This window comes from Massilia sp. Se16.2.3, assembly GCF_014171595.1.
Classification (GTDB): Bacteria; Pseudomonadota; Gammaproteobacteria; order Burkholderiales; family Burkholderiaceae_D; genus Telluria.
Map to the genome: position 1 here is coordinate 524,712 of NZ_CP050451.1, position 18,929 is coordinate 543,640.

Sequence of the window (18,929 nt, forward strand, 5' to 3'; positions counted from 1 at the left end):
CGCGCATGGTGGGAATGTTTTTTCTGGGGAAGGAAATCAATTTCCCTCCCCGGAAGGTCTTGCTTACTACTTACTACAGACTACTTATTGCTTAGGCAATGATCTTGGCAACGACGCCGGCGCCGACGGTACGGCCGCCTTCGCGGATTGCGAAGCGCAGGCCTTCTTCCATCGCGATCGGGTTGATCAGCTTGACGGTGATCGACACGTTGTCGCCTGGCATGACCATTTCCTTGTCCGCTGGCAGCTCGATCGAGCCGGTCACGTCGGTGGTACGGAAGTAGAACTGCGGACGGTAGTTGTTGAAGAACGGGGTGTGACGGCCGCCTTCATCTTTCGACAGAACGTAGATCTCGCCGGTGAAGTGGTTGTGCGGCTTGATCGAGCCTGGCTTTGCCAGAACCTGACCACGCTGGACGTCTTCACGCTTGGTACCGCGCAGCAGCAGGCCGACGTTGTCGCCAGCTTGACCTTGATCCAGCAGCTTGCGGAACATTTCCACGCCGGTGCAGGTGGTCTTGACGGTATCGATGATGCCGACGATTTCGATTTCTTCGCCGACCTTGATGATGCCGCGCTCGACACGACCGGTGACGACAGTACCGCGACCCGAGATCGAGAACACGTCTTCGACTGGCATCAGGAAGGCGCCGTCGACTGCGCGCTCTGGCGTCGGGATGTAGGTGTCCAGGGCTTCAGCGAGCTTGACGATGCAATCTTCGCCCAGTTCGCCTGGCTGGCCTTCCAGCGCCATACGTGCCGAACCCTTGATGATTGGCAGGTCGTCGCCTGGGAACTCGTACTTCGAGAGGAGCTCACGCACTTCCATTTCGACCAGTTCCAGCAGTTCCGCGTCGTCGACCAGGTCGCACTTGTTCAGGAACACGATGATGTAAGGAACGCCAACCTGACGCGCCAGCAGGATGTGCTCGCGGGTCTGTGGCATCGGGCCGTCAGCGGCCGAGCACACCAGGATCGCGCCGTCCATCTGGGCAGCACCGGTAATCATGTTCTTGATGTAGTCGGCGTGGCCTGGGCAGTCGACGTGCGCGTAGTGACGATTCGCGGTTTCGTATTCGACGTGCGCGGTGTTGATGGTAATACCACGTGCCTTCTCTTCCGGAGCCGCATCGATCTGGTCGTATGCCTTGGCTTCGCCGCCGAACTTCTTCGACAGAACGGTTGCGATTGCAGCCGTCAGGGTGGTTTTGCCGTGGTCAACGTGACCGATGGTGCCGACGTTGACGTGCGGCTTGGTCCGTTCGAATTTACCTTTTGCCATTTGAGACTCCTAACGATTTTTTGAGAATTACAGGCACACCTGACGGACGAGTACTACGGACTGCCGCTTAGCTTAAATTCTGGTGCCCTTGACGTGGATTGAACACGTGGCCTCTCCCTTACCAAGGGAGTGCTCTACCACTGAGCTACAAGGGCTGATGTTTGCGCCGCACAGATTGCGGACACAGTACTGGAGCGGGTGAAGGGAATCGAACCCTCGTCGTAAGCTTGGAAGGCTTCTGCTCTACCATTGAGCTACACCCGCGAGGCACAACTTCAATTCGACTTCACGACTTCTTCATTTGGTGGTGGGGGCTGGATTCGAACCAGCGTACTCAGAGAGGGCAGATTTACAGTCTGCTGCCTTTAACCACTCGGCCACCCCACCGCGAAGAACCGCAGAGTATGAAGCAAGCTCAACATGCTGTCAACTATTTTTGCCAACCTTCCTGGCCTGGCTCAATAGCAGCGTTGCTTCGGGGCGTGATTGTAACCGGGGGGAGAACAAAACTGCAAGGGCTGTTTTGCGAGCGGTGCGCTGCGCTGGCGCGCCCTGCGGTACTGTACGGTTTCGGCCATGTAAATACTTCCACCCATGGATAACAAGGCGCCGCTTTATCCTCACTGGACGCGCACCCACGTGCTCGCGGCCAGCGTGTCGATTATTGCCGTGTATCTCGGCATGCGGTTGCTCAACAATCTGCTGGCCCTGCCCGCCGGCTATGCACTGCCCTTGTTCCCGCCCGCGGGCGTCGGCCTGACCCTGGCCGCCGCCGGGGGCATGCGCGTGCTGCCAGCGGTGGCCATCGGCGCGGCGCTGGCCGCCTTTCCCCTGCACCTGAACAATCCCGCCCTCTCCGCCGCGGGCGTGACCATTGCCACGCTGACGGGCATGCTGGGCGCTTCGCTGCAGGCCTGGCTGGGGGCGGACCAGTTCCGCCGCCACATGCGCCCGGGGATCGACACGGGACGCGACGTCGTCGCCTTTCCCGGTGCTTACCCCGCTGGTCTGCCTGACCAGCGCGTCGATCTCGATACCGACACTGTATGCGCTGGACGCGTTCGACAAGGTAACGCCGCTGCGCTTCTGGTTTTACCTGGTGGGCGGGCGATACGCTCGGCGTGCTGCTGTTCGCGCCGCTGTGCTGGATCATCAGCGGCTCGCCGCGGCGCCTGTGGCGGCGGCGCGCGCCGCTGGTCGCGCTGCCGCTCCTGATCACCACGGGCGCCGTGGTGGCCATCTACCGGCTTGCGCTCGGCTGGGAGCACCAGCAGCACCTGCAGCCCTACCGCCTGAAGGCCCAGCAGACGGCCGACATGCTGCAAGCCGAGTTCAACGAACACGTGCGCTTTGTCGGCACCTTCGCGCGCACGCTGGGCGACACCGAACACATCCTCGACCGCGACAAGTTCATCCGCATCGCCGGCGGCTACGTCGACCACCGCGTCGAGATCCAGGGGGTGAACTGGGCGGTACCAGTGTTCGATGGCGAGCGCGCCGGCTTCGAGGACTGGGTGCGGCGCACGCTCGACCCGGCCTTTCCCGGCATCCTCGACGTCGACGGCAGCCGACGCATGACGCCGGCGGGCCAGCGCGAGCGCTACCTGCCGATGGTCTACGCCTGGCCGCGCTCGAGTTCGGTCATGCGCGGAGTCGATTTCCTGACCGCCCCGGGACGCGCCGCCGCCGCCGCGCAGGCGCTGGCCTCGCGACGCCCCGTCGCCACCGAGCCCTTCCAGCTGATGATGACCGACGACACGGGCATCAGCCTGTTCCGCGCCGTCGGGCCCGACGGCGCCGCCGCCGTGGGCATGGTCGGCTTCGTCCTGAACGCCGATCGCCTGGTGGAAGGGGCGATCGCCCGCTCCGGCTTCGACGGCTTTTCCGCCGCCCCGGTCGACGTTACCGACGGCAGCGCCTTGCCCGTGGTCGGTGCGCTCGGCAGGCCCGAGCGCGACGACTACCGCATCGGCCTGGCGTTTGCCGGGCGCGCCTACCAGCTGACCTTCCGTCCGACGCCGGCCTACATGAAGACGGAAACGGGCGCGGCCAGCTGGAGCGTGCTGTCGGCCGGGCTGCTGCTGACCGGCCTGCTCGGCGCGCTGATGCTGCTCATCAGCGGCGAACGCGCCGTGATCGAGGAGCAAGTCGCCGACCGCACGGCGCGCCTGCGCGACCGCGAAGCGCGCCTCGAGGCCATCCTCGACAACGCCGCCGACGCCATCGTCACGGTCGACGCGAGCGGCGTGGTGGTATCGGCCAATGCCGCCACCGCGCGCCTGTTCGGCTATCCCCCGCCCACCTGAGCGGCCTGGCCTTCGCCACCCGGGTGCCGGCGGGTGCCGACAGCGATGCCGCGGCCCAGCTGGCGCGGCTGTCGACCGCGCCACCCGAGGAATGCGTGCTCGAGGGTCGCAATGCGCGCGCCGAACCGTTTCCCCTGTCGATTTCGGTGGCGCCCGTGCAGCTCGGACGCGAGGAGATCTTCGTCTGCATCCTGCGCGACCTGACGGAACAGCAGCGGGCCCAGGAACGCATCTACCGCCTGGCCCACCACGACGTGCTGACCGGCCTGGAAAACCGCTTCGCGCTCAACGTGCGCCTGGAACAGCAGCTGGCCATGGCACGGCGCCAGAACCAGCCGGCGGCAGTGCTGTTCATCGACCTCGACCACTTCAAGAAGATCAACGATTCGCTCGGCCACGCCGCCGGCGACCGCCTGCTGGTGGGCGCGGCCGAGCGCATGAAAGATTTATTGCGCGACGTCGACACCCTGGCGCGCCTGGGCGGCGACGAATTCATCATCGTGCTGGCAGGCCCCCTGACGCCCGACAGCGTGACCGGGTGGCGGTGCGCGTGGTGGAAGCGCTGTCGCAGCCTTATCAACTGGGCGGCGCGACCGCACACAGCGGCTGCAGCGTGGGCGTGGCGCTGTTCCCCGACGACGGCGAAGACGCCTCCACCCTGATCCGCCACGCCGACATGGCGATGTACGCGGCCAAACGCGAGGGACGGGGCAACTTCCAGTTCTTCTCGCCGGCGATGAACGCCGCCACCCACGAACACCTGCTGCTGGAAAACCGCATGTGGGGCGCCCTCAATACGAACGGCTTCAAGCTGCACCTGCAGGCGCAGGTCTCGCTCGAGACCGGCCGCGTGATCGGCGCCGAGGTGCTGCTGCGCTGGCACGACCAGGAACTGGGCACGGTCGAACCGAGCCGCTTCATCCCCGTGGCCGAGGAAAGCGGGATGATCGTGCCGCTGGGCGACTGGGTGCTGGGACAGGCAATGGCCCTGCTGGCCGAGTGGCGGCGCGAAGGCCTGGACGACATCCGCCTGGCCGTGAACCTGTCGGCGCGCCAGTTTTCGGGCGCGTCACTGCTGAGCCGGCTCGACGAACTGGTGGCCTACCACGGCATCGATCCGGCGATGATGGAACTGGAAATCACGGAAACGGCCGCCATGCGCGACCCGGAAAGCACGCGCGAACAGCTGCGCCAGCTGCGCGCACGTGGCTTCAAACTGGCGATCGACGATTTCGGTACCGGCTACTCGTCGCTCGCCTACCTCAAATTGTTCGCGATCGACCGCATCAAGATCGACCGCGGCTTCGTGAAAGACATCGAACACAATCCGAACGACGCGGTGATCGTCGCCGCCACCATCGGTCTCGCCCATTCGCTGGGCCTGGCGGTGGTGGCCGAAGGGGTCGAAACCCACGCGCAATGGGGCTTCTTACGCGACAAGCACGGCGACGAGGCGCAGGGCTACCTGTTCGCGCGGCCGATGCCGGTTGCCGACTTCCGCGAATTCATCCGGCATCAAGAGCAGCCAGTACCTGGCGCTTGAGGGCGCGGATCAGGGCCGTCTCATCCGGCGGCACGCCTTCGGGCGCGGGCAGGGCGCGGTCGGCATAGAAAAAGCCCAGCCGCGCCTGGCCGACGGTCAGCGGCAACACGATGAAACTCTTCGCGTCCGGCAGCAGGCTGCGGTGCCAGCCTGGTAACAACTCGCGGATCTTCGGGGTGGCGGCGTCGGCAATCATGAGGTCGGCGTCGTTCTCCATCGCCAGCAGGAACAGGTCGCGCGCGGACGGCGTCGCGGCGGGGAAGGCAAAGCCGGCCTGCAGGCGCGCCTGCTCGGCACCAAACGAGACGCGGGCGCGGTACTGGCCCAGGCGCGCATCTTTCAGGCAGACGGTGGCGAAGCGAAAGCCAAGCGCCTGGTACAGCGTCTCGAGCACCGCCGGGATCACCTCGTTGACGCGCGCGCGGCCGCCGGCGCGCAGCTGGGTGACATCCTGCACCCCGGCCAGCAGCAGTTCGCGCGCGTTCTTCGGTTTGCCGCTAGGGTGCACGCCGTCCTCGTCCCCGCCGCCCAGCGCGGCCAGCAGCAGCACGTCCGGCAGGCCGGTGCCCTCCTCGGCCGCGGGCGGAGGCAGGGGCCGCAGGTTCATGCTCTCCATCAGCGCCTGCATGCCAGCGGCCACGTTGTCGAAAAATGCGTTCCAGGCCCGCCTGGTCGAGTTCGAACGCGGCGCCGTAGCGCGCCAGCAGCGCACGCGCCTCGGGCGTGGCACTGGGCGCCACCCCAGCGGGCGGACGCCCCAGCAGGCGCGCCACTTCGATGCTGAACGAGGCGACCTGGCGCATCCATTCGGCGCGGCTGGCGGCCACCTTCAGCGTACCGGACGGCAGCGTCGCCTGGGCGCGCACGATCACGTCGGGAATCTTCCACTCTCCCAGCACGGCGGCGGCCAGGGGTGTCGTAGCTGCAGCCGAGGATGAGCTGCGAGGCCTGGCTGGGCGTGTGCTTGCCGGTGGCGACGAGCTGGCCGATCTCGCGGTAGCGCGCGTGCTCGTGCGAGGCGACCAGCAGCGCACCCAGGTTCTTGAAGAGCGCCCCGATCGCCGCTTCCTCCGCGCCCGGTAGCACGACAGGCGCGCCATCTCGCGCCCGACCAGGCTGGCGCACAGGGCCGCTTCCAGTTCGACGCGTACGCTGCCGGCGTGCTGGCCGTTGTCGAGCGTATCGACCAGCAGCATCGCCAGCGCCGTGGTTTTCACGTTGTCGAAGCCCAGCAGCGCAATCGCGCGCGACACCGTCGTCACCGTGGTGCCGGAGACGGTGCGGTACTGCACCGTGTTCGACAGGCGCAGGATGCGCTGGGTCAGTGCGACGTCCGACAGCACGTAATAAGCCAGGTCGTGCGGGCCCGGTTCATCCGAGGAAGCCAGTTCGATCACGCGCGCCACCGCGCTGCCGAGGGCAAACATCTCGGCCTCGCCCGTCACCTTCTGCATCAGGGCGGCGCGCACGCGGCGGGTGGTACCCTCGTCGGGCACCGGGGGACTTGCTTCGGCCATCTTTGCTTATGCTTTCGTGGCGCGCGCGCCCTGGGGGTGATCCTTGCGATGTTTCTTCAGCACGCTCTGGTGCAGGGCGTTCAAGGCCGCCAGTTTCGGGTTGCGCGGGTCGAGCCGGCGCACGGCGCCCAGCTGGACCAGGGCCTGCTGGCCGAGCTTGTCGTCCCAGCCGGCATGCTCGAGGCAGCGCAGCAGCGCCAGCGCCGCATTGAAGGCCACCTGCGGGTTGCCGGGCATGCGCTGCGCCGCTTCCTGCATCAGGGTGGCCGCACCAATGTGGTCGCCGCTTCTTGCGCGCTCGGCGCCGCCGGCCACGAGGTCGACCACCTGCTGGTGCGTTTCGCGGGCCAGGGCCGTGCCCAGTTCGGCGTGGCCGGCCTGGGCCATCATGCTCATCGCCCGGTCCATGGCGGTGGCGTCGGCATTGCGCATGACGTCGCGCACCACCTCGGCGGCGCCCTCGGTCATGTCGTGCGCGAGACAGCTGCGCGCCAGTTCCAGTTTCAGGTCCGACGACATGGCAGGCAAGTCGCGGCTCGCTTCCAGCGCCGTGGTCAAGGACTGCAGCAGGCGCTCTTCGTTGCCGGTGTATTCGTGCAGCAGCGCCGAGGAGATGGCGCTGCAGGCATCGGCGTGGTTGCGCCCGCCCATCGAGCGGTCGAGGTCGCGGATGACGGCGGCGGCGGCAACCGGGTCGCCCTTGCGTACCAGCGTGCGCACCAGTTTGACGTGGTCTTCGGGGTCGCGGAACTCCGAATACTTCGCTTTCGCCACCACCTGCTTCATGACCTTTTCGGCGGTGGCGTCGTCGCCCCGCCTCGAAGGCGACCTCGCCCAGCGTGCGCAGGCGCCGCACGGCGTGGGGCGAGACAGCCACCGCGCGCGCCAGCACGTCCTGCGATTTCTGCAGCTCGCCCATGGCGCCATGGGTGCGCGCCAGCCAGTCGTAGGCATCGACGAAGTTCGTGTTGGTCTCGACCAGGTCGGTCAGCAAGGCCTCGGCTTCGCCATACTGTTCGCGCAGGTACAGGGTTTTCGCCAGGCCCAGGCGCGCCCAGGCCACCGCCTTGGCCTCGGCCAGCTGGCGGTAGATCGGCTCGGCCTGGTCGGCTTCGCCAAGAAACAGGTGCAGCTCGGCGCGCAGGCGCAGGAAATCGATGGCGTAGCGGGGATGCGCGCTTGCGCCCTCGATGCAGCGGTTGACCGCTTCGTGCTGGGCACCCGCTTCCATCAGCTTGTAGACGGGCAGGAAGACGTTGCGCTTTTCCAATGCACGGGCGATGCGCTCGAGCAGGCGGTCGGCGGTAAAGGGTTTCAGGATGTAGTCCGTCGGCGCCAGCTCGGCGGCGCTGACCACCTTGCCGTAGTCGCCCTCGGCGGTGACCATGAAGAACATGGTCGACAGCGACACCAGCTTGTGGTGGCGCAGGTCCTCGAGCAGCTGCTGGCCATCCTGCCCGCCCTCGAGATCGTATTCGCACAGCACCAGGTCGAAGCTCTTCACGCCCAGCTGCTTGACGGCCTGGTTGGCGCTGCTGGCATGCTCGATGCGGGTCAGGCCGCACATGGTCAGCATGCCGTGGATGTTCGCCCGCATGCCCGCATGGGGCTCGATGAGCAGGGCACTGAGGCCTTCTAGTTCGTTCATGGCGAGTGGTTGTTCCGTACGGGCCCGCGGCAAGCTTCCGGCGCGGCTGCGCTGGCCGCTGCCGTCCGAGTATATTACGTCAGGGGAACAAATTACTTGAATCGACGGGCTTGACGCTCAAAAGCGGCGAGCCGATGGGAAAAAGCAACAGCTTACTGTCGGCGTCAGAAGCCAGCGTCGGCGGAACGCATGGGTGCACCCGGGGTGCAATCGGCACGCGCCGCGCCGCTGATGACGTTCTGGTAACGCACCTCGTACTTGCCGGCCGCGAGCGCATCGATGGTGAAGGTGGCATTCGCCAGCACATAGGCGTGGCGCACGTTGGAGCGGCGGTCGAGGTCGTGGATCTTGACGAACACCGGAGACGGATTGGCGCTGTTGTCGACCACGACCGTCATTTCCTTGCCGAGGTTGCCCATCGGGTAGCCGGAAATATAGCTGGACTCGGTCGGCCAGGGTTCGCCGTTCGGCGCGGCCAGGGTCGTCAGGTCGCTGGCGCAGTCGGGCTGGCGTGCCGGCACCTGCAGCTGCGTCACCGCCAGCGCCTTGACCGGGGCCGGAGGGCGCTTCGGGCCGACGGCACCGGCCCAGGGGTCGGGATCGGGCGCCGACACCGGTGCCGGCAGGGACAGCGTGGCCTCGGCGGGCGCCGCCCGGTTGAAGGCAAGCGCGCCGCCGGCAAGAGGCGCGGCGGCTGGACCAGCAGCAGGACGGCGCCCGCGCCGGCGATCGCACCCAGACCGATGCCGAACCACCATTTCGGATCGCGCAGGGCGGAGCGGCGCGGCCGTGCCAGCGAAGGCGGCGCCTCCCAGCCTTCGCCGCGCGGGCGCGCACCCTCTTCGCCCGAACTCTCCAGCCACTCGACTTCCCATTCCTCGGCGGCGATCCACTCGTCATGCTCCTTGCGGCGGACCGGATCGGACAGGATGTTGTAGGCGGTGTTGACGATCGCCATGATGCGGGCGGCCTTTTCGTCGCCCTGGTTCTTGTCGGGATGGTATTTCTGGCTCAGCGCCTTGTAGGCCGCACGGATGACTTCCTGGGGCGCACCGCGCGCCACTTTCAGGTTGTCATAATGGGTGTGGATCTTGGCCATGGATTCGTTTCGGCGGCGCCTGGTGTCTGTTCGGAAAGGTTAGCCGATCCTGGGTGGTTGGCGCACGGGCCAACCGGCACAGCATAGCCGGGTTTGTATCCCCAGCGCAAGATGACAGGAAAGCTATAGCCGCGTGCTGCGATCGGCGCGCACGAATTCATCCGGCAAGTCAACGCCATTGCCCACCACCAGCACCTTGAACAATTCTCCCATCTCGCTGGGAGACACCAGCTTTTGCACGGCTTTCGATTGTGGCAAATAACGCACAACGTCTTCCGGATCGACGCGCAGCAGCAGCTCGCCGATGCCGCAGGCCAGCAGGAAGGAAGCCTGGTTCATGTAGGCCAGCACCTCCAGGCCGGCATCCTGCGCCGCCAGCGCCATCGCCGTGAAATCGACGTGGGCGGTGATGTCCTGCAGGCCCGGCAGGAAGAAGGGTTCCGGATGGGAATGGTGGCGGTAATGGCACATCAAGGTGCCGCCGCTGCGCTGGTCGACATAGAATTCGTGGGCCGGGAAGCCATAGTCGAACAGGAAAGCGGCGCCCTTCCCGCCCTTGAACATCGCTGCGAGCGAGGCCATGAAGCCGCAGGCAACCGGATGGATCTCGGTCAGGTAGCCGACCGGCAGGCTGCCGGCGTCGGGCACCTGGCGCAGCAGCTGCGCCCCCAGGTCCGCGTCCAGTTCGGCCTGTTCATAGGTAAAGCGGCCCTCGGCGATCGTCACCATCTGGCGGCGCCAGCCGTCCTCGGTTTTCACGACCAGCTCGATCGGCATGGCGTCGAGCACTTCGTTGGCCAGCACCACGCCGCTGAACCCCTCGGGGAAGCCGTCGCGCCAGTTCACTTGCGGGAAATCCCGCAGCGCTTCCTGCTGGCGGACGCGCAGTTCTCCCGACAGCTCGATGATGGTGTAGCTGGCCACCTGCACGCCATCAGCCGCCAGCGCGGTCAGCACGTCGCGCGCCAGCTTGCCGGTGCCGGCGCCGAATTCGATGATGTTGGGCGCGCTTTGGGCGATAATAGCGGCTGCCGCGCGCGCCACCGACTCGCCGAACAGCGGCGTGATCTCGGGCGCGGTGGTGAAGTCGCCGGGCGCGCCGAGCTTGGCCGCGCCGCCGCTGTAGTAGCCGAGCCGGGGCGCATACAGCGCCAGCTCCATGAAACGCGAAAACGGAATCGCTCCGCCGGCCGCCTCGATGGCGGCGGCAATCTGCTGTTGCAGGGCGTGGGACGCGGCCAGGGCGTCGCTGTCGGGAAGGGGCAAGGACATCCCGGCATTGTAGCCAGATCGGCACGGATCAACAATTTCAGCCAACGGTCTAAACATGACGCACATCACGCCGCACGCAGGCACGCCGCAGTCCGTCCCGCGATCCGCTCCGCAGTTCGCTCCAGTTGCGCTCGTGACCGGTGCCGGGCGCCGCCTGGGCCGTGCGATCGCGCTCGGCCTGGCTGCCGCCGGCTGGGATGTCGCGGTTCACTACCGCCATTCCGAACGCGAGGCGCAAGAGACCGCCGAGGCGATCCGGCAGCTGGGCCGGCGCGCCGCGCTGCTGTCCTGCGACCTGACCGACGAGGCGGCCGTGCGCCTGCTCCCCGGTCGCGTGGCCGATGCCCTCGGCCGGGCCACTTGCATTGTCAACAATGCTTCGTTGTTCGAATACGACAGCGCCACCACGTTTTCGCCGGCCCTGCTGGCCCGGCACATGAGCGCGAACGTCGCCGCGCCGCTCTTGCTGGCGCAGGCCCTGCATGCCGCTACCCCGGCCGGCAGCCAGGCCGTGGTGATCAACCTGCTGGACCAGAAACTGTACAATCTGAACCCGGATTTTTTGTCGTACACGCTGTCGAAAGCGGCACTCGACGCCGCCACCAAAATGCTGGCCCGGGCGCTGGCGCCGACGCTGCGCATCGTCGGCGTCGCGCCCGGCATCACGCTGGTGTCGGGCGACCAGAGCGAGGAAGGTTTTAGTAAAGCCCACACGGCCACGCCCCTGCAGCGCTCGTCGACCCCGCAGGACATCGCCGACGCCGTCGTGTATGCGGCCTCGGCGCGCGCCCTGACCGGCACCACGCTGGTGGTCGACGGCGGCCAGCACCTGGTGCCCTTGACGCGCGACGTGATGTTCCTGACCTGATTTTCCCCATTTATCCTCAACCAATCACTTATCAAGGCTTGTTATGCTGTCCGCCCTGTCCCACCCGAGCTTGCGCGATTGCCGCCGGCTGTTCCTGCGCAATTACGAAGTGATGATCAACATCGGCGTGCACGATTTCGAGAAGAAGGGCGAGCAGCGCGTCTTGATCAATGTCGATTTATATATTCCACTGGCCGCATCGACCCCGAAGGCCGACCAGCTCGATGAAGTCGTCGACTACGATTTCATGCGCGAGACCATTGCCCAGCGCATGGCGCAAGGCCACGTGCACCTGCAGGAAACCCTGTGCGACGACGTCGTGCGTGCGATGCTGGCCCACCCGCGGGTGCGCGCGGCGCGCGTGTCGACGATGAAGCCGGACGTGTATCCCGACTGCGAAGGCGTCGGTGTGGAAGTGTTTCAAATTAAGGAAGAAGCATGAGTGCTGTACTGAACGACACTGTGGACGTCGACGCCAGGAAGCTGGAAAAGATCGCCCACGAGAACAACAAGCTCCATAAACGCCTGTGCCGCCTGGTCGGCCAGGCGATTGGCGACTTCAACATGATCGAAGACGGCGACAAGGTAATGGTCTGCCTGTCCGGCGGCAAGGACAGCTATGCCCTGCTCGACATCCTGATGACGCTGCGAGAGCGCGCGCCGATCCACTTCGATATCGTCGCGGTCAATCTCGACCAGAAGCAGCCGAACTTCCCGGCCGAGGTGCTGCCGGCCTACCTGGATAAACTCGGCGTGCCGTACCACATCGAAAACCAGGACACGTATTCGATCGTCAAGCGCCTGGTCCCGGAAGGGAAAACCACCTGCTCGCTGTGCTCGCGCCTGCGCCGCGGCATCCTGTACCGCGTCGCCGACGAACTCGGCTGCAACAAGATCGCCCTCGGCCACCACCGCGACGACATCCTCGAGACCTTCTTCCTCAACATGTTTTTCGGCGGGAAGCTGAAAGGCATGCCGGCGAAACTGGTGTCGGATGATGGCAAGCACATGGTGATCCGCCCGCTGGCCTATGTAAAGGAAGCCGATACCGAGCGCTATGCGGAAGTCAAAGGCTTCCCGATCATCCCGTGCGATTTGTGCGGCTCGCAGGAAAACCTGCAGAGGAAGCAGATCAAGGCGATGCTGCGCGGCTGGGAGAAAACGCATCCGGGACGCGTGGAAAACGTGTTCTCGTCGCTGTCGACGGTCGTGCCCTCGCACCTGCAGGACCGCAACCTGTTCGGCTTCATGGACCTGAAAACGGATGGCGTGGCCAATCCGAATGGCGATATCGCCTTCGACGAAGAGCCGTGCGGGGCGCCGGTGACGAACACGATTTCGCTCACCCAGCTTTAACTGCAGCTGTCAGCACCACCGGGCTGGTTGCGGGGCCTTGCAAGGCGGATAAGCCCTACACACCGGCCCGGCGCATCACCGCCAGACGAGCTGGCGCCCGCAGGTGGACGCGCCTGCTTCCCTGCCCTTAATCACCATGCCGGCGCAGCGGCGTCAGGCGGGGCAGGCGTGCCGAAAAGACCACGCCGTCGTCCTTGCTCGAGGTCACCGACACCTCGCCCTCGTGCGCGGTGACGATCTGTTTGACGACATACCGTCCCAATCCCAGATCGGGCGTCTTCGACACGACACGTTCGCTTGGCGGACGTATTGCGAAACGTTTGACAGGGTCAAACAGCGTGCGAAGCTTGGTCGACGGGATGACGTCGGCGTCGTTTCGGACTTCATGGATCACCTCAGCCGGGAAACCACGCATCGACACCTTGATCACGCTTTCCGGCTTGCCGTGCTGGATCGCGTTGGAAATCAGGTTGGAAAACACCTGGGCCATCCTCGCGCCCAGGCCCCGCTCGAATTGCCTTCCGCGATCAGCTCGATTTTACGGTCGGGATGGAAGGTTTTTGCTTCTTCGACGACGCCCTGGCATATTTCCAGGAGGTCGACCGTGTCAGGATCCACCGGTATGCCATCGCCCAGGTGCGAGGTCGAAAAATCGAGCAAATCCCGTACGATCCCATCCATGCGTTTCGAGCCACCGGGCCTGGCATGGTCTACGCTGCCGGGTTAGCGCTGCGGCAGGACAACGATCGTGTCGCCCGTGCGGCCTTTGTCGCCTTGTGCGCCATCGTCGCCGGTAGCACCAGTCGCACCCGTGTCGCCCGTTGCGCCGGTGTCGCCCGTGGCACCGTCATAGCCGGTCGCCCCGGTGACGCCGGTTTCGCCTTTGGCACCGTCATAGCCAGGGGGCACCCGTAGCGCCGCTGCGGCCGGCCTGGCCTGTCGCACCGGTGGCGCCGGTAGCACCGGCAGCCGCCTGGGCGCCTGCTGCACCGGTAGCACCGGTGGCGCCCGGCGCGCCGGCTGGACCGGCGACGACCTGCACCATCGGTGGCGCGGACTCCGGCTGGCAAGCCGCGAGGGTGACGCTGGTGGCAAAGGCGAGCAAGATCAGGGTATATTTCATGGGGAATCCTTGTGTTGGGCGTACGCCGCTGGCGCAGAACAGCTCGACGGCGTCGGGCACGCGTCCTGCGTAGCGGGGAAATCGGTGGGCGCCGGCGCCAATTCAGAAGAGCGGGCGGGGGCAGAATCGAAGAGTGATCCCATCATGGTCTGCCGCTAGACCCAGTTCCGTTCGGAACCGAACACTCGGCACTACGCGTCGATGGTTTCTTCAGGGTGTCGCGTCGAGCCCCGCTATGGCATTGCGCCGACGCTGGCCCTGGTCCGGGATGGAACACCCGGGATGCGCAATGCCGCGCTGTCGCGCACGGTGCAGGCGCGGGCGCGGGCGCGGGCGTCCATGACGGCGCAGAGCAGCGTCCTCATGGAAGAGACTTCGGGGAATAATGAAGAAATGGAGCGGGGCCGAGACAGTTGCGCGTCCTGGTCTGTCCTGTCTGGATCAGAGTATCTTGCGCCCGCCGATCACGCGCAGCAGAACGGCAATCACCGCAATGACCAGCAGAATGTGGATCAGTCCACCGGCGGCCACCGAGGTGACCATTCCGAGCAGCCATAAGATGATGAGGACAACAGCGATGGTATATAGCATGAGTGACTTTCTGGTGTTGGTTGAAGCGTGAATCAGAGGACGCGGAGGATATTCCGCGCTGTCCCGATAACCCATCTTCTTCCTTTCCCTACGTCACTTCCGTTCGGTTCCGAACCAAACGTTTATTTTCTGGCAACGAACGCGTGATTGCCTCAGGCCCGCCGCATGCGTTCGCTCACATCCAGCCCGATGCCGCGATAGCCGGAAAAGGCGCTGGCGGTGTCGAACATGGGCTCGCCGCTGACCTGGAGATACTGGACGCGCGTATCGGCCAGGGTCCTGCTGTAGACAAAATCTAGAAACGGTTGCCGGTTCGCGATTTTTGCCTGGAGCGTTGCACGCTCCTCCATGTTCCAGCCGGCTGCGGCGAGTTCGTCGTTGCTGGCCTTGTCGCCGAGACCCAGCATTTCTTCCACCGGACCGGAAAACTGCGTCAGGCTGCCATTCGCATCCTGCTCCCAGTACCAGTCGGACGACAGTTCGGTGAAGCGCTGAAAACGCGCCTCGCTCTGACGCAACTCGGCGGTGCGCGCGAGTACGGCCTGCTCCAGCAAACGGTTCTGGTCGTTCAGCCTGCGATACAGCAGGCGTACTTCCAGCATGTTGTGGATGCGTGTCTGTACCTCGATGAAATCGAAAGGCTTGCTGACAAAATCCTTCGCCCCCGCCTTCAGGGCACGCAGTTTATGCGCCGGCTGCGCAGTAATGACCAGCACGGGCAGATAGCTGCCGTGCTCGATCTTCTTGAGCGCTTCGATCACCTCGAATCCATCCATCTCCGGCATCTGCAAATCCAGCAGGATCAGGTCGAAGCGGTGTTCCTTGTGCAGGTCGTACACCGCGCGTGGGGACTGGGTGGTGGTGATGTTCGTATAGCCCTCGTTGAGCAACATCTGCTCGAGCAGCATGACGTTCGCTTCCTGGTCATCGACGATCAGGATCGTCGCGTTCAGGATCTCACTGGATTCAAGCATGGCACTTCCTCGGAATATGCATCGACATCTTGTTATGGGCCGTGTTCGGCCGGCTGGACCAGGCTGGCTGAATGCAGCAAGGCTACGTCGAGCGCATTCATGAATTCGTGAACGCGGATCGGTTTTGTTAGATAACGGAAGAACCCTGCTTCCAGTCCCTTTTCGATGTCGCGGGGGACCGCATTCGCCGACAGCGCCAGCACCGGGATATGCGCGGTGGCCGGATCGTCGCGCAGGCATTTGAGTGCACCATAGCCGCTGATGCCGGGCAGGTTGATGTCCATCAGGATCACGTCCGGCAGGTAAGTGCGCGCCAGTTCGATGCCGAGTTGGCCGTCGATTGCAGTGAGCAGCTTCAAGTCGCCGCGGCGCGCGATCAGCTGCTCGACCAATGCGAGATTGGCGGGATTGTCTTCGACATACAGGAGTGTCGGCTGGTCGCCCGACCCAGGCGCCGCTGCGTGCCGGCGCACGAGCGATACTTCGTCGATATTGTCGAGTGCCAGCACTGGCGGAGTCGATGCAGCGAACTCGACCCAGAACACCGTCCCCACGCCGACCGTGCTTTCGACCCCGATCTGCCCGCCCATCAGCTCGACGAGCTGCTTGGTGACCACGAGACCGATGCCGGTGCCTTCTTCGACACTGTCGTGCTGGCCCAGGCGGTTAAATGGCTGGAACAACTGCGCCAGTTGGTCGGCCGGCAAGCCGGCGCCGGTGTCCTTGATGCTGATGCGTACCCGGCCGTTGCCGCTTTCGGTGCACGCGACCGTCACCGTGCCCGCCGCGCCGTTGTACTTGATCGCGTTCGAGAGCAGATTGATCATCACCTGCTTGATGCGGGTGCGATCGGCGTGCACATAGTAGACGTTGTCGAGCTCGGGGAAGGTCATGGCGATGCCGCGCTTGCTGGCCTGCGGCTCGATCATGCCCTTGCAGTCCTGCAGCACGTCGTTGATCGACATCGATTCCTGCGACATCGTCACCTTGCCGGCCTCGATCATGGACAGGTCGAGGATCTCGTTAATCAGGCGCAGCAGGTACCAGCCGCCCTTGAGGATCTGGTCGATGGAACGCTGCTGGCGCAGGCTCGGCGGCGGCAGTTCCGAAGCCATCAGCTGGGCAAAGCCGAGCACCGCATTGAGCGGAGTACGCAGTTCGTGGCTCATGCTCGACAGGAACTCGGATTTCGCGCGGTTGGCCTTTTCGGCCGCTTCCCTGGCCAGCTGCAGCGCGACGTTGGTCTCCTGCAGGGCGTCCTCGAAGTGCTTGCGCTCGGTGATGTCGCGCGCGGCGGCAAACACGCCCTGCAGGTTGCGGTCGCGGTCATGGAAGGTCGTGGCGTTGAACGAGACCACTGTCCTGGCGCCGTCGCAGGCCAGCGCCGTCAATTCATAATTGGTGACCTTGCCTTCCTGGAGCACCCGCGTGATCGCCTGCTCGGCGCGCTGCGGCTCGGTGAAGCAGCTCTTGAACGGCGCACCGATCAGCTCATCGCGGGTGCGGCCGGTCAGCAGTTCCATCTGCTGGTTGACGTCGCTGATCATGCCGCCCGGGTCGGTGGTGATCAGGGGGTCGATGTTCGATTCGATCAGCGAACGCGTATAAAAATGCTGGTCGCGCAGGCGCTGGTCGAGCAGGGCCTGTTCGGCCTCGACCCGCTTGCGCGCCGTGTTGTCGGTGCCGATCAGCAGGAAGCCGATCACCTCGTCCTCGGCGCCACGTAAGGCAGTGACCGACACGAGGGCCGGGAACGAGCTGCCGTCGGCACGGACATAGGTCAGTTCATAGATGTCTTCGATGCCACGCGAGGCCTTGTAGACGAGCGCATCGAAGCCAGGCTGGATCGTCGTGTCGAACTCGCTGCTGAGCGAGGCCGCACGTTCGATCAGCTCCTGCGCATCGGAAATGCTTGCCGGCGTCAGTTTGTCGACGACGTCTTCCGGTCCATAGCCGAGCATGCGTTGCGCGCCCACGTTGAACACCTGGATGACGCCATCGGCATCGGTGGCGATGCTGGAAAAATTGGCGCTGTTGAAAATGGCATCCTGCAGCGCGCCCGCTTTCAGCAAGGGCGCCGAGCGCAGCTTCGCCTGCGTGGCCTTGCGCAGGCGGGACTGGCGCCGTGCCAGCCACAGCAGGCCGCCAAGGAAAGCGAGCAGCAGCGCAATGATCAGCTTGATATGCATCGCCGCCGTGCCCCGGCCTAGCTGCTCGAGCGCGATGGCGGTCGTCAGCAGCACGGCAGCGAGCGTTGCGGCAAAGCCGATTGCCATCAGGCGCTCGAGAGAAGAATGTTTGATGTGTTGCATAGTGAGCGGTGCCCGGCCCTTGAGCCCAGGTCAAGGGCCGGCGGTAATGGAGGGTTGACGGCAGGCCGTGTCAGGCAGCGCGTTTCGACAAGCCCGCAGGCTGGCGCTGGCGTACGTCCGACAACAGCCGGGCGAATTCCTTTTTGACGACGTCGTAGCATTCGCAGACGTCCTGCTCGAGGCCGATGCGATCGAGCACGGTGATGTGGCCGCGCCGGTAACTGATGTGGCCGCGCCCCTGCAGCCGGCCAGCCGCTTCCGTCACCCCTTCGCGGCGCACGCCGAGCATGTTGGAAATGAGCTCCTGCGTCATCGTCAGTTCGCCCTCGCCCAGGCGGTCGAGCGTCAGCAGCAGCCAGCGGCACAGTTGCTGCTCCACGCTGTGGTGACGGTTGCAGACCGAGGTCTGCGACATATGGGTGAGCAGGGCCTGGGTGTAACGCAAGAGCAGGCGCATGACAGGGCCGGCCCGGTTGAATTCTTCCATCAGGATCCGCACGGGCAAGCGATAACCATGGCCGCCCGTCTGGATCACGGCCCGGCTCGGCGTACTGCCGCCGCCCATGAAGAGCGATACCCCGAGCATGCCTTCATTGCCGACGCCGGCGATTTCGGAGGAGCCGCCGTTTTCGAGCAAATAGTGGAGCGAGATGATCGCGGTTGTCGGGAAGTAGACGTAATCGAGCGTGTCACCGGACTCGCACAACACGTCGCCGAGGCGCAGCGCTACCGATTCGAGATGGGGGGACAAGCGGTCGAATTCCGCGTCCAGCATGGCAGCGAGCAGGTAGTTCTGGTTCGGGTCTTGCATACAGGTGCGCTGTAAATTGTTTCGTGATAAGTCAAAGCTAAGACAAACAAGCCTAACATGGGGACTTCATAACGCCTAGAAATATTGCAATTTTTTATTTTTTGTTACTGCTGTGCGTGCCACCGAACGGAGCGGGCTCCCGGACGGCGCAACAGTGCTGCATGGTGGCGCGGCAAACGTGCCACCCGGATTCCACCGTGCGCCCAGCCGGCAGGAATGCATCCCAC

At 64.9% G+C, this 18,929-nt stretch carries 23 protein-coding genes, 3 tRNA genes and 1 pseudogene; 7 read left to right on the plus strand and 20 right to left on the minus strand.

Annotated elements, in window-relative coordinates; genetic code table 11:
- Positions 1–91: 91 nt before the first annotated feature.
- From tuf to G4G31_RS02485, 4 genes are all read right to left on the minus strand, one after another.
- Positions 92–1,282 (minus strand): elongation factor Tu, encoded by a 1,191-nt coding sequence (gene tuf, locus G4G31_RS02470; RefSeq protein WP_182990156.1) that lies wholly within the window; start codon positions 1,280–1,282, stop codon positions 92–94.
- An 80-nt stretch (positions 1,283–1,362) separates the two neighbouring features.
- Positions 1,363–1,437: transfer RNA gene (locus G4G31_RS02475), tRNA-Thr, on the minus strand.
- 35 nt (positions 1,438–1,472) lie between these two features.
- Positions 1,473–1,546 (minus strand) — tRNA-Gly (locus G4G31_RS02480).
- 38 nt (positions 1,547–1,584) lie between these two features.
- Positions 1,585–1,669: transfer RNA gene (locus G4G31_RS02485), tRNA-Tyr, on the minus strand.
- Between the two features lie 207 nt (positions 1,670–1,876).
- Here G4G31_RS02485 and G4G31_RS02490 point away from each other — a divergent pair.
- Genes G4G31_RS02490 through G4G31_RS02500 form a run of 4 tightly spaced genes read left to right on the plus strand, consistent with a single transcriptional unit; the run spans position 1,877 to position 5,131 of the window.
- On the plus strand, positions 1,877–2,497 hold the full coding sequence (locus G4G31_RS02490; RefSeq protein WP_182990157.1) for a hypothetical protein: 621 nt from the start codon (positions 1,877–1,879) through the stop codon (positions 2,495–2,497).
- Complete coding sequence (locus G4G31_RS02495; protein ID WP_182990158.1) at positions 2,404–3,588, plus strand: CHASE domain-containing protein; 1,185 nt, start codon at positions 2,404–2,406, stop codon at positions 3,586–3,588. The genes G4G31_RS02490 and G4G31_RS02495 overlap by 94 nt, the downstream gene beginning before the upstream one ends.
- Positions 3,589–3,611: 23 nt before the next feature.
- Positions 3,612–4,250 carry a GGDEF domain-containing protein gene (locus G4G31_RS27360; RefSeq protein ID WP_267873643.1) on the plus strand — a complete coding sequence of 213 codons (639 nt, stop codon included), beginning with the start codon at positions 3,612–3,614 and terminating at the stop codon, positions 4,248–4,250.
- Positions 4,142–5,131, plus strand: a complete 990-nt coding sequence (locus G4G31_RS02500; RefSeq protein ID WP_267873683.1) for a bifunctional diguanylate cyclase/phosphodiesterase — start codon at positions 4,142–4,144, stop codon at positions 5,129–5,131. The genes G4G31_RS27360 and G4G31_RS02500 overlap by 109 nt, the downstream gene beginning before the upstream one ends.
- Here G4G31_RS02500 and G4G31_RS24960 read toward each other — a convergent pair.
- The 7 genes and pseudogenes from G4G31_RS24960 to G4G31_RS02525 form a co-directional block, all read right to left on the minus strand.
- The gene (locus G4G31_RS24960) at positions 5,094–5,738 is read right to left on the minus strand and encodes a hypothetical protein (protein WP_229425289.1); all 645 of its coding nucleotides are present in this window, start codon (positions 5,736–5,738) and stop codon (positions 5,094–5,096) included. The genes G4G31_RS02500 and G4G31_RS24960 overlap by 38 nt on opposite strands.
- The gene (locus tag G4G31_RS24965; RefSeq protein WP_229425290.1) at positions 5,629–6,648 is read right to left on the minus strand and encodes an HDOD domain-containing protein; all 1,020 of its coding nucleotides are present in this window, start codon (positions 6,646–6,648) and stop codon (positions 5,629–5,631) included. The genes G4G31_RS24960 and G4G31_RS24965 overlap by 110 nt, the downstream gene beginning before the upstream one ends.
- 6 nt (positions 6,649–6,654) lie before the next feature.
- Positions 6,655–7,434: a hypothetical protein gene (locus tag G4G31_RS24970; protein WP_229425291.1), complete on the minus strand. Its 780-nt coding sequence runs from the start codon at positions 7,432–7,434 to the stop codon at positions 6,655–6,657.
- 553 nt (positions 7,435–7,987) lie between these two features.
- Positions 7,988–8,296: pseudogene (locus tag G4G31_RS24975) on the minus strand (response regulator); the annotation flags it as partial.
- A gap of 164 nt (positions 8,297–8,460) precedes the next feature.
- Positions 8,461–8,832, minus strand: coding sequence for a hypothetical protein (locus G4G31_RS02515; protein ID WP_182990160.1), 372 nt, complete (start codon positions 8,830–8,832; stop codon positions 8,461–8,463).
- Positions 8,829–9,395, minus strand: coding sequence for a J domain-containing protein (locus G4G31_RS02520; RefSeq protein ID WP_182990161.1), 567 nt, complete (start codon positions 9,393–9,395; stop codon positions 8,829–8,831). Before G4G31_RS02520 ends, G4G31_RS02515 begins: the two co-directional genes overlap by 4 nt.
- Before the next feature lie 123 nt (positions 9,396–9,518).
- Positions 9,519–10,667 carry a class I SAM-dependent methyltransferase gene (locus G4G31_RS02525; protein WP_182990162.1) on the minus strand — a complete coding sequence of 383 codons (1,149 nt, stop codon included), beginning with the start codon at positions 10,665–10,667 and terminating at the stop codon, positions 9,519–9,521.
- A 55-nt stretch (positions 10,668–10,722) separates the two neighbouring features.
- Between G4G31_RS02525 and G4G31_RS02530 the strand changes: the two genes are divergently transcribed.
- From G4G31_RS02530 to ttcA, 3 genes are read left to right on the plus strand one after another with little or no spacing between them, the layout of a single operon-like run.
- Positions 10,723–11,535 (plus strand): SDR family oxidoreductase, encoded by an 813-nt coding sequence (locus G4G31_RS02530; protein WP_182990163.1) that lies wholly within the window; start codon positions 10,723–10,725, stop codon positions 11,533–11,535.
- 43 nt (positions 11,536–11,578) lie between these two features.
- Positions 11,579–11,977 (plus strand): dihydroneopterin aldolase, encoded by a 399-nt coding sequence (locus G4G31_RS02535; RefSeq protein WP_182990164.1) that lies wholly within the window; start codon positions 11,579–11,581, stop codon positions 11,975–11,977.
- A complete protein-coding gene (gene ttcA / locus G4G31_RS02540; RefSeq protein ID WP_182990165.1) occupies positions 11,974–12,891 on the plus strand; it encodes a tRNA 2-thiocytidine(32) synthetase TtcA in 918 nt (305 codons plus the stop codon). The genes G4G31_RS02535 and ttcA overlap by 4 nt, the downstream gene beginning before the upstream one ends.
- A 127-nt stretch (positions 12,892–13,018) precedes the next feature.
- Here ttcA and G4G31_RS02545 read toward each other — a convergent pair whose 3' ends face one another.
- From G4G31_RS02545 to G4G31_RS02580, 9 genes are all read right to left on the minus strand, one after another.
- Positions 13,019–13,372 (minus strand): sensor histidine kinase KdpD, encoded by a 354-nt coding sequence (locus tag G4G31_RS02545; protein ID WP_182990166.1) that lies wholly within the window; start codon positions 13,370–13,372, stop codon positions 13,019–13,021.
- Positions 13,357–13,572, minus strand: coding sequence for a HAMP domain-containing histidine kinase (locus G4G31_RS02550; RefSeq protein ID WP_182990167.1), 216 nt, complete (start codon positions 13,570–13,572; stop codon positions 13,357–13,359). The genes G4G31_RS02545 and G4G31_RS02550 overlap by 16 nt, the downstream gene beginning before the upstream one ends.
- Before the next feature lie 42 nt (positions 13,573–13,614).
- A complete protein-coding gene (locus G4G31_RS02555; protein WP_182990168.1) occupies positions 13,615–13,800 on the minus strand; it encodes a hypothetical protein in 186 nt (61 codons plus the stop codon).
- Positions 13,784–14,014, minus strand: coding sequence for a hypothetical protein (locus tag G4G31_RS02560; RefSeq protein WP_182990169.1), 231 nt, complete (start codon positions 14,012–14,014; stop codon positions 13,784–13,786). The genes G4G31_RS02555 and G4G31_RS02560 overlap by 17 nt, the downstream gene beginning before the upstream one ends.
- A 233-nt stretch (positions 14,015–14,247) precedes the next feature.
- Positions 14,248–14,379: a hypothetical protein gene (locus G4G31_RS27365; protein ID WP_267873644.1), complete on the minus strand. Its 132-nt coding sequence runs from the start codon at positions 14,377–14,379 to the stop codon at positions 14,248–14,250.
- A 76-nt stretch (positions 14,380–14,455) separates the two neighbouring features.
- A complete protein-coding gene (locus G4G31_RS02565) occupies positions 14,456–14,605 on the minus strand; it encodes a lmo0937 family membrane protein (protein ID WP_182990170.1) in 150 nt (49 codons plus the stop codon).
- A gap of 152 nt (positions 14,606–14,757) precedes the next feature.
- The gene (locus tag G4G31_RS02570; RefSeq protein ID WP_182990171.1) at positions 14,758–15,579 is read right to left on the minus strand and encodes a response regulator; all 822 of its coding nucleotides are present in this window, start codon (positions 15,577–15,579) and stop codon (positions 14,758–14,760) included.
- 32 nt (positions 15,580–15,611) lie between these two features.
- Complete coding sequence (locus G4G31_RS02575; protein WP_229425292.1) at positions 15,612–17,891, minus strand: PAS domain-containing hybrid sensor histidine kinase/response regulator; 2,280 nt, start codon at positions 17,889–17,891, stop codon at positions 15,612–15,614.
- Positions 17,892–17,961: 70 nt separating this feature from the next.
- The gene (locus tag G4G31_RS02580) at positions 17,962–18,702 is read right to left on the minus strand and encodes a Crp/Fnr family transcriptional regulator (RefSeq protein ID WP_229425293.1); all 741 of its coding nucleotides are present in this window, start codon (positions 18,700–18,702) and stop codon (positions 17,962–17,964) included.
- Positions 18,703–18,929 lie beyond the last annotated feature (227 nt).